This is a genomic window from Pseudomonas sp. HD57-3, assembly GCF_056113135.1.
This window is the reverse complement of the sequence record NZ_CM148568.1, coordinates 4,834,853-4,848,209: the sequence shown is the minus strand read 5'-3', so window position 1 is coordinate 4,848,209 and position 13,357 is coordinate 4,834,853. Positions and strand designations below refer to the sequence as shown.

Annotated in this window: 14 protein-coding genes; 6 read left to right on the top strand and 8 right to left on the bottom strand. The window is 61.5% G+C overall.

Annotated elements, in window-relative coordinates:
• Positions 1-8 precede the first annotated feature (8 nt).
• The 4 genes from AC0R79_RS21855 to AC0R79_RS21840 all read right to left on the bottom strand — a co-directional run bounded on the left by AC0R79_RS21855 (position 9) and on the right by AC0R79_RS21840 (position 3,252).
• On the bottom strand, positions 9-1,022 hold the full coding sequence (locus AC0R79_RS21855; protein ID WP_115078752.1) for an alpha/beta hydrolase: 1,014 nt from the start codon (positions 1,020-1,022) through the stop codon (positions 9-11).
• Between the two features lie 33 nt (positions 1,023-1,055).
• Positions 1,056-1,475 (bottom strand): organic hydroperoxide resistance protein, encoded by a 420-nt coding sequence (locus AC0R79_RS21850; RefSeq protein WP_034155242.1) that lies wholly within the window; start codon positions 1,473-1,475, stop codon positions 1,056-1,058.
• 272 nt (positions 1,476-1,747) lie between these two features.
• Positions 1,748-2,212, bottom strand: a complete 465-nt coding sequence (locus AC0R79_RS21845; RefSeq protein WP_007955696.1) for a MarR family winged helix-turn-helix transcriptional regulator — start codon at positions 2,210-2,212, stop codon at positions 1,748-1,750.
• Between the two features lie 83 nt (positions 2,213-2,295).
• Positions 2,296-3,252 carry a LysR family transcriptional regulator gene (locus AC0R79_RS21840; RefSeq protein ID WP_096821073.1) on the bottom strand — a complete coding sequence of 319 codons (957 nt, stop codon included), beginning with the start codon at positions 3,250-3,252 and terminating at the stop codon, positions 2,296-2,298.
• Between the two features lie 112 nt (positions 3,253-3,364).
• Here AC0R79_RS21840 and AC0R79_RS21835 point away from each other — a divergent pair, with 112 nt between their 5' ends.
• Positions 3,365-4,114 (top strand): sulfite exporter TauE/SafE family protein, encoded by a 750-nt coding sequence (locus AC0R79_RS21835; protein WP_085744971.1) that lies wholly within the window; start codon positions 3,365-3,367, stop codon positions 4,112-4,114.
• Here the strand turns inward: AC0R79_RS21835 and AC0R79_RS21830 are convergent.
• Positions 4,104-4,958, bottom strand: a complete 855-nt coding sequence (locus tag AC0R79_RS21830) for a LysR substrate-binding domain-containing protein (RefSeq protein ID WP_007955701.1) — start codon at positions 4,956-4,958, stop codon at positions 4,104-4,106. The genes AC0R79_RS21835 and AC0R79_RS21830 overlap by 11 nt on opposite strands.
• A 97-nt stretch (positions 4,959-5,055) precedes the next feature.
• On the opposite strand from AC0R79_RS21830, the gene AC0R79_RS21825 reads away from it, so the two are divergent.
• Together AC0R79_RS21825 and AC0R79_RS21820 are read left to right on the top strand one after the other, a co-directional pair.
• Positions 5,056-5,271, top strand: coding sequence for a DUF1127 domain-containing protein (locus AC0R79_RS21825; protein WP_085607148.1), 216 nt, complete (start codon positions 5,056-5,058; stop codon positions 5,269-5,271).
• A 64-nt stretch (positions 5,272-5,335) separates the two neighbouring features.
• A complete protein-coding gene (locus tag AC0R79_RS21820; RefSeq protein WP_474731672.1) occupies positions 5,336-6,556 on the top strand; it encodes a winged helix-turn-helix domain-containing protein in 1,221 nt (406 codons plus the stop codon).
• Positions 6,557-6,573: 17 nt separating this feature from the next.
• Here the strand turns inward: AC0R79_RS21820 and AC0R79_RS21815 are convergent, their stop codons facing one another.
• The gene (locus AC0R79_RS21815) at positions 6,574-7,920 is read right to left on the bottom strand and encodes a class II 3-deoxy-7-phosphoheptulonate synthase (RefSeq protein WP_007955704.1); all 1,347 of its coding nucleotides are present in this window, start codon (positions 7,918-7,920) and stop codon (positions 6,574-6,576) included.
• Between the two features lie 150 nt (positions 7,921-8,070).
• Between AC0R79_RS21815 and AC0R79_RS21810 the strand changes: the two genes are divergently transcribed.
• Complete coding sequence (locus tag AC0R79_RS21810; RefSeq protein ID WP_474731671.1) at positions 8,071-8,826, top strand: spermidine synthase; 756 nt, start codon at positions 8,071-8,073, stop codon at positions 8,824-8,826.
• 3 nt (positions 8,827-8,829) lie between these two features.
• On the opposite strand, the gene AC0R79_RS21805 is transcribed toward AC0R79_RS21810, so the two are convergent.
• Positions 8,830-9,621: a crotonase/enoyl-CoA hydratase family protein gene (locus AC0R79_RS21805; protein ID WP_007955706.1), complete on the bottom strand. Its 792-nt coding sequence runs from the start codon at positions 9,619-9,621 to the stop codon at positions 8,830-8,832.
• A 422-nt stretch (positions 9,622-10,043) separates the two neighbouring features.
• On the opposite strand from AC0R79_RS21805, the gene AC0R79_RS21800 reads away from it, so the two are divergent.
• Complete coding sequence (locus AC0R79_RS21800) at positions 10,044-11,717, top strand: DEAD/DEAH box helicase (protein WP_007955707.1); 1,674 nt, start codon at positions 10,044-10,046, stop codon at positions 11,715-11,717.
• A 90-nt stretch (positions 11,718-11,807) separates the two neighbouring features.
• Here AC0R79_RS21800 and AC0R79_RS21795 read toward each other — a convergent pair whose 3' ends face one another.
• A complete protein-coding gene (locus AC0R79_RS21795) occupies positions 11,808-12,575 on the bottom strand; it encodes a DODA-type extradiol aromatic ring-opening family dioxygenase (RefSeq protein ID WP_221535303.1) in 768 nt (255 codons plus the stop codon).
• A 101-nt stretch (positions 12,576-12,676) separates the two neighbouring features.
• Between AC0R79_RS21795 and AC0R79_RS21790 the strand changes: the two genes are divergently transcribed.
• Positions 12,677-13,333 (top strand): thiopurine S-methyltransferase, encoded by a 657-nt coding sequence (locus tag AC0R79_RS21790; protein WP_474731670.1) that lies wholly within the window; start codon positions 12,677-12,679, stop codon positions 13,331-13,333.
• Positions 13,334-13,357 lie beyond the last annotated feature (24 nt).

Below are 13,357 nucleotides of genomic sequence, written 5' to 3'. Positions count from 1 at the left end.
GATGAAAATTACTTCTTCAGGTGCTGCTTCAGTTCTTCCGAGGCCTGCAGCATTGCCGAACGCACTGCCGGCACTTGGCTGACCACGTTGAGCAAACCGTAGTCGTGGATCATGCCGTTGTAGCGCACCGAGGTCACCGGCACGCCGGCTTCGTCGAGTTTGCGGGCGTAGGCTTCACCTTCGTCACGCAGCACGTCGGCCCCGGCGGTCTGTACCAGTGCAGGCGGCAGACCTTTCAACTGCGCGGTCGTGGCCCGCAACGGCGAGGCATAGATCTCGTTCCGCTGGTTGGCGTCGGTGGTGTAGTTGTCCCAGAACCACTTCATCATGTTGCGGGTGAGGAAGTGCCCCTCGGCGTACTGGTTATACGAACCGGTGTCGAAACTGGCATCGGTCACCGGCCACAGCAGCACTTGGAATTTGATCGCCGGGGTGCCTTTGTCTTTGGCCATCAAGGCGACGACTGCCGCCATGTTGCCGCCGACGCTGTTGCCTGCCACCGCCAGACGCTTGCCGTCGACGTTGATCTCTTTGCCGTGTTCGGCCACCCATTTGGTCGCGGCGTAAGCCTGATTGATCGCCACCGGGTAATGCGCTTCCGGCGAAGGGGTGTAGTTGACGAACACCGCCGCCGCACCCGAGCCGACCACCAGATCCCGCACCAGTCGTTCGTGGGTCGGGAAATCCCCCAACACCCAGCCGCCGCCGTGGAAGAACATGAACACCGGCAGCTCGCCCTTGACCCCGGCCGGCCGGACGATGGTCAGGCTCAACGGTTGGCCATCGACCTGGATGGTCTTCTCGCTGACGTCTGCCTTGGGCAGCGTCAGTTTGACCCCGGACTGCGCGCCGGTCAGAACGGCGCGAGCATCCTTGGGCGTCATCTGTTCCATCGGTTTGCCGGTGCCGGCATTCAACACATCGAGGAATGCCTGGGTGTTGTGTTCAACCTCCCCGGCAAATGCGCTGTGGATGGACAGGGCGAGAAGGGTACCGGTCAAGACTTTGCTGAAAGTGTTCATGTTCATTTCCTGTACGGGCCTGAGTGTCAGTGATTACACGGTGACGTGCAGACGCACATCGACGTTGCCGCGAGTGGCGTTGGAGTACGGGCAGACCTGGTGGGCCGCGTCGACCAGGCTTTGTGCGTCAGCCTGTTCCAGGCCCGGCAGGCTGATATGCAGGTCGATGTCCAGACCGAAGCCGCCAGGAATCTGGCCGATGCCGACGTGAGCGGTGATCGAGGCGTCGTCCGGGATTTTGCGTTTGGTCTGGCTGGCGACGAATTTCAGGGCGCCGATGAAGCAGGCCGAGTAGCCGGCGGCGAACAGTTGCTCAGGGTTGGTAGCCGCGCCGCCGGCACCGCCGAGTTCTTTCGGAGTGGCGAGTTTGACGTCGAGGATGTTGTCGCTGGAGATCGCACGACCGTCACGGCCGCCAGTGGAGGTTGCGATTGCGGTATAGAGAGTTTGCATGGTGTGAGCCTCATTAAGTGTGGTTTGTTGCGCTAATTGTTTGCGCGCTAACTAGGTGCGAAGTAAATGTACTTCGCTAATATTTAGTGCGCAAGATAAATTTTTGAAGAAAGCGCGAATCGGCACTTGGATCGGGCGGGTTCTTGATCTCAAGCCTTTGATATAGAAAGTTTTTTAATGTGAAACGTGAGGAAGAATTTTTTCGGGGATCAGCGGGGAAGGTGCGATTCGCCTGCAGGCGCAAGGCTGCGCCCACAGGGAAGGGGGGAGTGTTAAGCGAGGCTGTCCTGCAAATGACCACGCAAGGCCTGCAACTCGGCTTGCAGATTTTGCAGACGTTCCAGGGTGAAGCCACTGGCCCCCAGGATGCACTGTGGAACGGTTCGAGCCTTGTCTTTCAAGGCGCGGCCCTGTGCGGTCAATTCGACGATCACCACACGCTCATCCTCACGGCTGCGGGTTCGGCTGAGCAAACCTTCACCTTCCAGACGTTTGAGCAGCGGGGTCAGCGAGCCAGGATCGGTCAGCAGACGCGTGCTGATTTCTCCGACGGTCAAACCATCCTTCTCCCACAGCACCATCATCGCCAGGTATTGCGGATACGTCAGGCCAAGCGCTTGCAACAGCGGCTTGTAGACCTTGGTCATCATCAGCGAAGTGGAATGCAGGGCGAAGCAGGCCTGATTGTCGAGCAGCAGGTCTTCGCAGTGATCGGTGGTGTCGCGGGTGGTGGTCATGTCGGTGCCTTGAACGGTGATGCAGATGAATCTAGCGCTCGAATCTTTAATGCGCCAGACAATTGTGCCCGGTGGCGAGTCGGTCAGTGCCGGCCCAGTTCCCGTTGCAGGGCCAGATCCCACGGCGGCACGGGGCTGAACCGGGTCTTGAGGTATTCCAGCAGCAGGCGGCTGCGGGAGCTGGCCTGTTGCTCCAGTCGCAAAGCATAGATGCCGGTGCTTTCCGGTTTTGGCAGGCCGTTTTCACAAAACAGCGGCAGCAACTCGCCACGCAACAGGTATTCGCTGGCCAGCCAGGTCGGCAGATGTGCGATCCCGAGTCCTGCGAGTGCACCGCAAACCAGCGCCTCAGCGTTGTTCGCGCTCATGCGTACCCGCGCCGGGCGGTGCAATTGCATCTGCCCGTCCTGTTCGAAGCGCCAGGCGAAGGGCGGGGCAAGGCCGTCCCAATCCAGACCGTCATGTTCTCCCAATTGGGCTGGCTCGCTCGGAACGCCCCGACGCTTGAGATAGTCAGGGCTGGCGCAGGCGATACGCACCATGCTCGCCAACGGTGTGGCCACCAACCGGGTGTCGGCCATTTGCCCGGCGCGCAACACCAGATCGACCTTGCCCAGGTTCGAACCGTCCATATCGACGAAGCTGTCGATCAGATGCAGTTGCACATCGAGGCCCGGATACAGCACCAGAAAATCGGCAATCACCGGCGCCAGATGCCGACGCCCGAACGCTGCCGGCGCATCCACCCGAATCAGACCCTCCGGCGCGCTGCTCAGGGACACCGCTTCAGCCCGTGCCAGTTGCAACTCCGCCACGATGCGCCGCGCTCGTTCGGCAAAAGCCAGACCGGCCGGCGTGGCGCGCACCGCATGCGTGCTGCGGATGAACAATTGGCTGCCGACAGCACTTTCCAGACTGTCGATGCGCCGGGCAACGGCGGAGGGCGTCAGCGGATGCCGGCGCGAAGCCGCAGAAAAGCTGCCGCTCTCGAGTACATCGAGAAACAACCCGAGTTGTTCGGTCAATTGATTAGGATTCATGAATCAGCTCAGTGCCTATGCGGATTTGGCACAGCCATTGTGCGTTGCTGTGCGTTTCCGTGCCAGCGCCGACTGCGTAGGATGAGTCGCCTGACGTATGAGGAATTCTGCTGTGATCGAGTTTTTGCTGTACCTGTTGTTTGGCGCCGCCCTTGGCACATTAGGTGGGATATTCGGCATTGGTGGCGGGCTGATCGCCATTCCGCTGCTGGGCGTGTGGTTCGGGCTCGATCAGCAGATCGCCCAAGGCACGGCGCTGGTGATGGTGGTACCGAACGTGATGCTGGCGTTGTGGCGTTATCACCAGCGCAACCGCATCGAACTCCGCCATGCGTTGCCGCTGGCAGTGATGGGATTCTGCTTTGCGTGGATCGGCTCGATCTGGGCCGTGGGCATCGACGCGCAAACCATGCGCATCGGGTTTGTCGCGTTCCTCGTGGCGTTGTCGGCCTACAATCTGGTGCGCATGTTTGGCGCGCGTCCGGCAGCGACTTCCGAGATGCGTTATTCATGGCCGTGGCTGGGCGTGCTCGGCGCGGCGTCGGGCACCATGGGCGGTTTGTTCGGTGTCGGCGGGGCGGTGGTGGCGACGCCGGTGCTGACCAGCCTGTTCGGCACCACTCAGGTGGTCGCTCAGGGGCTGTCGCTGGCATTGGCGCTGCCGAGTACCGGAGTCACGCTGGTGACGTACGCGGTGCACCACGAAGTGGACTGGATGATCGGTCTGCCGCTGGCCATCGGCGGTCTGGCCAGCATCAGCTGGGGCGTGAAAGTGGCCCACGCGATGCCGGAAAAACTCCTGCGCGGGCTGTTCTGCGGGTTCCTGGTGCTGTGCGCGGTGATGCTCGCCTTTAAAGTTTGAAGCCTTCGACGATGTGCTCGGCCAGGCATTCGGTGATCGGCGAGGGATTGTTGAGGTTGCGGATCAGCATGATGCTGGCCTCGGGCAACAGCGGCAGATCTTCGGCGGCGCCGAGAATGCGCAGATCCGGGGTGATCAGGCTTTCCAGTTGCGCGGTGATCGCCAGACCCGCGCTCACCACCGCCATCAACGCTGACAGGCTGGTGCTGTTGTAGGCGATCCGGTATTCGCGGCCCATCGCGTCCAGCGCATTGCAGGCCCACAGGCGGCAGAAACAATCACTGTTGAACATCGCCAGTGGCAACGGCGTCTGCTCGTGGGCGCTGAAATTCTGCGCCTCGGCCCAGACGAAGCGCTCCTTGCGCAGCAACTGGCCGATTTCATTGCCCGGCTCGCGGGTAACGATCGACAGATCGAGATCCGTGCGTTGCAGCAATTGCTTGGTCGACTCGCAGTGCACTTCGATCTGGATCAGCGGATAGAACTGGGCAAAGCGCGACAGGATCCCCGGCAGGAATCGCATCACGTAATCGTCCGGCGTGCCGATCCGCACCGTGCCGACCATGTGCGGCTCGCGCAGGGTGTTGAACACTTCACTGTGCAATTTCAGGATGCGCCGCGCGTAACCGAGCAGTACCTGGCCTTCGGCGGTCAGGCGCACCTGACGCCCGTCGCGCTCGAACAACTGGCGCTGCAAAACATCTTCTTCCAGACGCTTCATCTGCATGCTCACCGCCGATTGGGTGCGGTTGACCATTTCGCCGGCACGGGTGAAACCGCCCTGATCGGCAATCGCGACAAAGGTGCGCAGGACATCGGTATCGATACTGGGGTATGCCGACAATTGATGAATCTCCGTGATGCATGCCATCAGAAACATTCGTTGGATTGATCGTAGCCCCGGCGCGAGACTTGAGCCATCCCTAAAGGAGGGCAACACGATGAAAGGTCAAAAACTGTATGTGAGCGATGAAAGAGTGCCGGTCCATCTGATTTCCGATCTGCTGCACAAGTTTAGCCGCTGGTACGAACTTCACCGCGAACGCGAGTTGCTTGCCAGTCTGAGCGACGAAGCGTTGAAGGACATCGGGGTCAGCCGTGCCGATGTCGAGCACGAAGCGATTCGGCCGTTCTGGGACGATCCGATGCATAAATGATGAGGCCATCGCTACACAAACCCCTTTGTAGTGAGGTAGGTTGCGAGCAGACATGGAGGTACACATGCCCGCGACATTGTCCTTTTCCCTTAAACAGGCTCGACGTCTGGCACTGGCTGCCCAAGGGTTTCACGGGCGCCAGCCGCCGGCTGTCAAGGCGATGCACGTCAACCGGCTGATCGAACGTCTCGGCCTGTTGCAGATCGACTCCGTCAACGCCGTGGTGCGCTCGCACTACCTGTCGCTGTTCTCCCGTCTCGGTTCCTATTCTGCTGACTTGCTCGATCAGGCTGCCTGGAGTTCGGGGCGACGTCGTTCGCTGTTCGAATACTGGGGCCATGAGGCGTCGTTGCTGCCGCTGTCGATGTACCCGTTGATGGGCTGGCGCATGCAGCGGGCCAGGCGCGGTGAGGACATCTATCAGCAACTGGCGCGGTTCGGCCGGGAGCAACAGGACACCATTCGCCGGGTGCTGGCGTCGGTCGAAGAGCAGGGCGCATTGGGCGCTGGCAGCCTGTCGACCCGCGAGGAAAAGGCCGGGCCATGGTGGGACTGGAGCGCGGAAAAGCACGCACTGGAATGGCTGTTCGCCGCCGGCGAAGTCACCGTCGCCGGACGGCGTGGCTTCGAGCGTTTGTATGACTTGCCGGAACGGGTGATTCCGGTTTCCGTGCTGCAACAGCCATTGCCCGATGAAGCCGAGGCGCAGCGCGGTTTGCTGCTGCATGCAGCGCAGGCGCTGGGTGTCGGCACGGAAAAAGACCTGCGTGATTATTTCCGACTGAATCCTTCCGATGCCCGCCCGCGTCTGGCCGAACTGGTCGAGGACGGACAACTGCTGACCTGCGAAGTCGCCGGTTGGCGCCAGATCGCCTATTGCCTGCCCGAGCCGAAAATCCCGCGCAAGGTCGAGGCCAGTGCATTGCTGTCGCCGTTCGACTCACTGATCTGGGAACGCAGCCGGACCGAGCGGCTGTTCGACTTCCGCTATCGGCTGGAGATTTATACGCCGCAGGACAAACGTGTCTACGGCTATTACGTGTTGCCGTTCCTGCACAACGAACGGATTGCCGCGCGGGTTGACCTGCGCGCCGAACGGGCGGCAGGGCGCCTGGCAGTGCATGCGGTGCACGAGGAAGAAACGGGGCTGGATGACGCGGGGATGCTGGCGCTGGCGCTGAACCTGCGGCGCATGGCGGACTGGTTGGGGCTGGAGCAGGTGCAGCTCAATTGTCAGCGGGAAAGTGCAGGGAGGTTGCGGATGGCGCTGACTCAAATTGACTGAGTCAGCGCCCTCGCAATTTAGCGTTTTACCTGTTTCAACGTCTCGGCGATCAAGAACGCCAGTTCCAGCGACTGATCGGCATTCATCCGTGGGTCGCAGTGGGTGTGATAACGATCCGACAAGCCATCTTCAGTGATTGGCCGTGCGCCACCGATGCACTCGGTGACGTTCTGCCCGGTCATCTCGATGTGGATCCCGCCGGCGTAGCTGCCCTCCGCTTCGTGAACCTGGAAGAACTGCTTCACCTCGCCAAGAATCTGCGCGAAGTCGCGGGTCTTGTAGCCGCTGCTGGCCTTGATGGTGTTGCCGTGCATCGGGTCGGAGCTCCACAGCACCTGCTTGCCTTCGCGCTGCACCGCACGGATCAGCGCCGGCAGGTGATCACCGACCTTGTTCGCGCCCATCCGCGCGATCAGGTTCAGACGGCCCGGATCGTTGTCCGGGTTGAGCACGTCGATCAGGCGGATCAGGTCGTCGGGATTCATGCTCGGGCCGACTTTCACCCCGATCGGGTTGTTCACCCCGCGCAGGAATTCGACGTGGGCGCCGTCGAGCTGACGGGTGCGGTCGCCGATCCACAGCATGTGCGCCGAGCAATCGTAGTAATCGTTGGTCAGGCTGTCGCGGCGTACGAAGGCTTCTTCGTAGTTCAGCAGCAGCGCTTCGTGGGCGGTGAAGAAACTGGTCTCGCGCAGTTGTGGCGAGCTGTCCATGCCGCAGGCGCGCATGAACGCCAGGGTTTCATCGATGCGGTCGGCGAGGTGGCTGTACTTCTCGGCCAGCGCCGAGTTGGCGATGAAATCGAGGTTCCACTTGTGCACCTGATGCAGGTCGGCAAAACCGCCCTGGGCGAAGGCGCGCAGCAGGTTGAGGGTGGCGGTGGACTGGTGATAGGACTGCAGCAGACGCTCCGGATCCGGTACGCGGCTGGCCGAGTCGAAACCGATGCCGTTGACGATGTCGCCCCGGTAGGCCGGCAGGGTCACGCCGTCGATGGTCTCGTCGTTGGCCGAGCGCGGCTTGGCGAACTGACCGGCCATGCGCCCGACTTTGACCACCGGGCAGCCGGCGGCGAAGGTCATGACGATCGCCATTTGCAGCAACACTTTAAAAGTGTCGCGAATCTTCGCGGCGGAGAACTCGGCGAAGCTTTCCGCGCAATCGCCGCCCTGCAGCAGGAATGCTCGGCCCTGGGTGACTTCGGCAAACTGACGGCGCAGCTCGCGCGCTTCGCCGGCAAACACCAATGGCGGGTAGCTGGCCAGCGTCTGCTCGACCTGGCGCAGATGCGCGGCGTCGGGGTATTGGGGTTGTTGCTGGATCGGCAGGGCGCGCCAGCTGTCAGGGCTCCAGGGTTGGCTCATCACGGTCTCTAAGGTTCTACGCACGGACGGCCATGTTAGCAGCAATTAGTGCGTGACCTGCTCCCGCCGCTTCGCCGACAATCGCCGCTTTGCCACGGCACCACAGCGGTGCCATCGCGTCACCGCGCCCGGTGACCACCAGGAGACGAAATGACTGAGGAGCGCGTCGAGCTGTTGCTCGCCGAGGTACAGGATGAGTTCGGCGTGATTCGCGTGCTGGAAGTGGCCGACTACCGCTTTCTGGAGTTCGGCGATGCCATCGAGCAAAGCTGCGTGTTTACCGCCGACCCGAGCTGGCTGGAGTACGACTACACCCGGGCGATGCTGATCGGCGCGTTGTGCCATGAGCAACCGGAGAGCGCACTGTTTCTCGGGCTGGGCGCTGGGACGCTGACCCAGGCCTGCCTCAAGTTTTTGCCGCTGGAAGATGTCGAAGCCATCGAGCTGCGCCCGGATGTACCGCGTCTGGCCATCGAATACCTCGGGCTGGATGACGATCCACGGCTGTACATCCGCGTCGGCGATGCCCTCGAACTGCTGCCGACCGCTGAACCTGCGGATCTGATCTTCGTCGACCTTTACACCGATGTCGGCCCCGGCGCCGGGCATCTTGCGTGGAATTTCCTCGGTGACTGTCAGAAACGTCTGAATCCTGGCGGCTGGCTGGTGATCAACCAATGGGCCACCGATGACGGCAAACCCTTGGGCGCGGCGCTGCTGCGCGGGCTCTATCACCGGCATTACTGGGAACTGCCGGTGAAGGAGGGCAACGTGATTCTGCTCGTGCCGGCAGATCTTGATCAGGTGCTGGACATGCAGGCGCTGACCGCCCGGGCTGAAGCGCTGGCGCCGAAGCTGGGTTACTCGTTGCAGGCGTTGATCAACTGCATCCGTCCGGCGACCTGATCTTCAAAGGCCTTTGAAAACGCCAGGCCTGCGCTCCACCAGCGAGCGCACACCTTCCTTGGCGTCTTCAGTGGCCAGCAACTTCTTCACCAGTGGCGGCAAGCTCTTAGCCGCCGCAGTTTCTCCTTCATAGCGCGCCTGACGCGCCGACATCAGCGTCGCCTGCACGCCAAGCGGCGCCTGCCGGGCGATGCGCTCGGCCAGTTCGATGGCACGCGGCAGCAGATCTTCGCTGGCCATGACTTCCTGCACCAGGCCCAAGCGTAGCGCATCATGGGCATCGAACTCGTCACCGGTCAGCAGCCAGCGCATCGCGTTGCCCCAGCCGGCGATCTGATGAAAGCGCAATGTCGCACCGCCGAACGGAAAGATCCCGCGCTGTACTTCCATCTGCGCGAAACGAGTGTTGCTGGCGCACAGGTTGATGTCGGCAGCGAGCATCAATTCGATACCGATGGTCAGGCAATAACCCTGCGCGGCCACGATCACCGGTTTGCTGACCCGTGGCCCGACGAACACGCCCCAGGGATCGCAACCACCGGGCGGTACCTGCCAGCCTTGGGCGAGGGCGGAACTGGCGTTGACCAGATCGAGCCCGGCGGTGAAATGTTCGCCGTGCCCGAACACCACCGCCACCCGTGCGTCACTGTCGGCCTCGAATTCGCCGTAGGCCAGGGCCAGGTCGTTGAGCAGGTCGAGGTCGAAGGCATTGCGCTTGGCGGCGCGGTCCAGGCCGATCAAATGCACGTGACCGTGGCGCGCACGGCTCACGCGGCCGGGGCAGGGCTGATTCATGGGTGTTTCCTCGCAGGGGAAGAAAGGGTGCAGCGACCAGATGCCGCACGTCGGTGAATCGTTTAAGCGCCATCGCCCGCAGGGCCGGGGTCTTTGAAAAATAGACCTTTGCCCGATTATCCGCAAAACCCCGTTACACAGCGGTGACAACTGTATTTCGCCGATAAAAAAAGCTCCCTTTTTGGGCAAATTCCGGTATAGTGCGCGCCGGCCTTTAACCGGGCCGCGTTTAGGTAGCGCAATTCCCCGAAGTCAGCTTCGGCTGCACGTCCGCACTGCGGGCTCTTCCTTGACGATTCTTTTTCATTCATTCGTTTTCGCAAATCCCCGCCGACAAAGCTGCCAGGGCGACTCTTGAGTCTCAACACGGCATGTGCAGCTTTGGAGCATGGGTCTTTGCGGATGCACTTAGAGGCAGACCCATGACCCAGGAAATCGGCGGCTTCGCCGCTCTTGAACTTCATCCCAATATTGTCGCTGCAGTAGTCGCTACCGGCTATGAAGAGCCTTCGGCCATTCAGCAGCAGTCGATCCCGATCATCCTCGCCGGTCACGATATGATTGGTCAGGCGCAAACCGGTACCGGTAAAACCGCTGCCTTTGCCCTGCCTATCCTGCACCGCATTGATCCGTCCAAGCGCGAGCCGCAAGCTCTGATCCTGGCCCCAACTCGTGAGTTGGCGCTGCAAGTTGCAACCGCTTTCGAAACCTACGCCAAGCAAATGCCGGGCGTGACTGTTGTGGCTGTCTACGGCGGCGCGCCGATGGGCCCACAATTGAAAGCAATCCGTAATGGCGCACAGATCGTTGTCGCCACTCCGGGCCGTCTGTGCGACCACCTGCGTCGCGACGAAAAAGTGCTGCAGACCGTGAACCACCTGGTTCTCGACGAAGCAGACGAAATGCTCAAACTGGGCTTCATGGACGACCTCGAAGTCATCTTCAAGGCCATGCCGGAAACCCGTCAGACCGTATTGTTCTCGGCGACCCTGCCGCAATCGATCCGTGCCATCGCCGAGCGTCACCTGCGCGATCCAAAGCACGTGAAGATCCAGAGCAAGACCCAGACCGTTACCGCAATCGAACAGGCTCACCTGTTGGTTCACGCTGACCAGAAGACTTCTGCCGTTCTCAGCTTGCTGGAAGTGGAAGATTTCGACGCTCTGATCATGTTCGTGCGCACCAAGCAAGCGACCCTGGATCTGGCCAGCGCCCTCGACGCCAAAGGCTACAAAGCCGCAGCGTTGAACGGCGACATCGCCCAGAACCAGCGTGAGCGCGTCATCGACTCGCTGAAAGATGGCCGTCTGGACATCGTTGTAGCGACCGACGTTGCCGCCCGTGGTCTGGACGTTCCGCGCATCACCCACGTGTTCAACGTGGACATGCCGTACGATCCGGAATCCTACGTGCACCGTATCGGCCGTACCGGCCGTGCCGGTCGCGAAGGCCGCGCGCTGCTGCTGGTGACGCCACGTGAGCGCCGCATGCTGCAGGTAATCGAGCGTGTGACCGGTCAGAAAGTTGCCGAAGTGCGTCTGCCGGACGCCCAGGCCGTTCTTGATGCCCGCATCAAGAAACTGACCAACAGCCTGTCGCCGCTGGTGGCTGACGCCGAATCGACTCACGGTGATCTGCTGGATCGCCTGACCGCCGATATCGGTTGCACCCCACGCGCCCTGGCTGCCGCACTGCTGCGCAAGGCCACCAATGGTCAGGCGCTGAACCTGGCAGCGATCGAGAAGGAACGTCCACTGGTGCCGAACAGCGCACCGCGTGGCGACCGTCCTGAGCGTTCCGGTGATCGTCCGGACCGTGGTGACCGCGAGCGTCGTGCGCCAATGCCTTTGGGCGAAGGCCGTGCCCGTTGCCGTACCGCGCTGGGCGCGCGTGACGGTATCGCGGCGAAAAACCTGCTGGGCGCCATCCTCAACGAAGGTGGTCTGGCACGTGAAGCCATCGGTCGCATCCAGGTGCGTGACAGCTTCAGCCTCGTCGAGCTGCCGGAAGATGGTCTGGACAAACTCCTGACCAAGCTGAAGGACACTCGCGTTGCCGGTAAGCAGCTGAAACTGCGTCGCTACCGCGAAGATTGATCCGCCTCTGGGCTGATTGATCGAACATAAAAAATCCCCGACTGGTTCGGGGATTTTTTTTGCCTGCGATTTGAGTCGGGAATGAGCAGCTCAGCCGAAGCGGTAGATGTCCATGCCCAGCGCGCCCATGGTGAAACCTTGATGGGCGATGCTGAAATCACTGCCAGCGCCGCGGGCAAAGTACAGCGGTAGCAGATGTTCATCACTTGGATGGCTGCGCACGGCGTTCGGTGCCTGCTGGCGGTAATCGTGCAGGGCGGCTTCGTCGTTGGCGGCGAGCCTGTCGACTATCCAGTCGCGGAATTCCCGGGCCCACGGCTCGACGCTTTCCGGGCCGGCGTGCCAGTCCAGCTCCCGCAGGTTGTGGGTGATGCTGCCGGAGCCGATCAACAGAATGCCTTGATCGCGCAGACTGGCCAGCGCCTGACCGACGCGGTTCTGCAAGGCCGGGCCGCCACGGCTGGGCAGGGAAACCTGAACCACCGGGATATCGGCCTGCGGGTACATCAGCGACAGCGGAACCCACACGCCGTGATCGAACGGTCGTTGTGGATCGAGACGTGCGGGCAGGTCGTTGGCGGTCAGCAGGTCGGCAACCTCGCGGGCCAGTTGCGGATTGCCCGGTGCCGGGTACTGAACTTCAAACAGCGCACGGGGGAAGCCACCGAAGTCATGCCAGGTTTCCGGTTGCGCATGGCTGCTGACCAGCAGCTCATGGCTTTCCCAATGGGCGGAAACGATGACGATGGCTTTCGGGCGTGGCAGTTCGGCCGCCAGCCGCGCCAGGGCCGGGCCGCTGGCGCCGGGCTCCAGCGCCAGCATGGGCGAGCCGTGAGAGATAAACAGGCTGGGAAACATGGAAGGGTTCCTGAGCGTTAAGATGGCTCATCTTCAGTCAGTTCATTATCTAATTCCAATATAAGTTTTAAAGCCTTTTGATCGAATTCTTAGGAGGATGCATGCAGCCGGAGTTTTGGCACAAGAAGTGGGAATCGAACCAGATCGGCTTTCACCAGCCTGAGGTGAACCCGTATTTGCAGCGGCACTGGCCCGATCTGGCCATCCCGGCGCAAGCGCGTGTGTTGGTGCCGTTGTGCGGTAAAAGTCTGGATCTGCTGTGGCTTGCCGGCTGTGGTCACCAGGTGCTCGGTGTCGAGCTGTCGGAGAAGGCTGTGGAAGACTTCTTTCTTGAGCAGCAATTGCAGCCGCAGGTGATCGAGCAGGGCGACTTCAAGGTTTATCGCGCTGGCGCGATCGAGTTGTGGTGCGGGGATTTCTTTTCGCTGACGGCGGCTGATGTGGCCGGTTGCACCGCGCTGTATGACCGGGCGGCGCTGATCGCCTTGCCGGCGCCAATGCGTGAGCGCTATGCGGCGCATTTGTTGAGCATCCTGCCGACGGGTCTGCGTGGTTTGCTGATCACGCTGGATTACGATCAGGCTCAGATGCCCGGGCCGCCGTTTGCGGTGATAGATGCCGAGGTGCAGCAGCTGCTCGGTGGCGACTGGGCGGTGCAGGCGCTGGAAGAACAGGACGTGCTGAGCGAAAGCGGGAAGTTCCTGCAGGCGGGTGTGACACGGCTGGAAGAACGGGTGTACCGCCTGACCCCTCAGTAACAGGTACAACAAAAAAGGCCCGCA

What these genes read in the sequence shown, in the direction of transcription:
- AC0R79_RS21805 (WP_007955706.1), bottom strand. Translation starts at nt 9,621, where the DNA reads ATGAATCAGCCCTGCCCCGGCCGCGTGAGCCGTGCGCGCCACGGTCAC.
- AC0R79_RS21800 (WP_007955707.1), top strand. Translation starts at nt 10,044, where the DNA reads ATGACCCAGGAAATCGGCGGCTTCGCCGCTCTTGAACTTCATCCCAAT.
- AC0R79_RS21795 (WP_221535303.1), bottom strand. Translation starts at nt 12,575, where the DNA reads ATGTTTCCCAGCCTGTTTATCTCTCACGGCTCGCCCATGCTGGCGCTG.
- AC0R79_RS21810 (WP_474731671.1), top strand. Translation starts at nt 8,071, where the DNA reads ATGACTGAGGAGCGCGTCGAGCTGTTGCTCGCCGAGGTACAGGATGAG.
- AC0R79_RS21790 (WP_474731670.1), top strand. Translation starts at nt 12,677, where the DNA reads ATGCAGCCGGAGTTTTGGCACAAGAAGTGGGAATCGAACCAGATCGGC.
- AC0R79_RS21850 (WP_034155242.1), bottom strand. Translation starts at nt 1,475, where the DNA reads ATGCAAACTCTCTATACCGCAATCGCAACCTCCACTGGCGGCCGTGAC.
- AC0R79_RS21820 (WP_474731672.1), top strand. Translation starts at nt 5,336, where the DNA reads ATGCCCGCGACATTGTCCTTTTCCCTTAAACAGGCTCGACGTCTGGCA.
- AC0R79_RS21855 (WP_115078752.1), bottom strand. Translation starts at nt 1,022, where the DNA reads ATGAACACTTTCAGCAAAGTCTTGACCGGTACCCTTCTCGCCCTGTCC.
- AC0R79_RS21845 (WP_007955696.1), bottom strand. Translation starts at nt 2,212, where the DNA reads ATGACCACCACCCGCGACACCACCGATCACTGCGAAGACCTGCTGCTC.
- AC0R79_RS21840 (WP_096821073.1), bottom strand. Translation starts at nt 3,252, where the DNA reads ATGAATCCTAATCAATTGACCGAACAACTCGGGTTGTTTCTCGATGTA.
- AC0R79_RS21825 (WP_085607148.1), top strand. Translation starts at nt 5,056, where the DNA reads ATGAAAGGTCAAAAACTGTATGTGAGCGATGAAAGAGTGCCGGTCCAT.
- AC0R79_RS21815 (WP_007955704.1), bottom strand. Translation starts at nt 7,920, where the DNA reads ATGAGCCAACCCTGGAGCCCTGACAGCTGGCGCGCCCTGCCGATCCAG.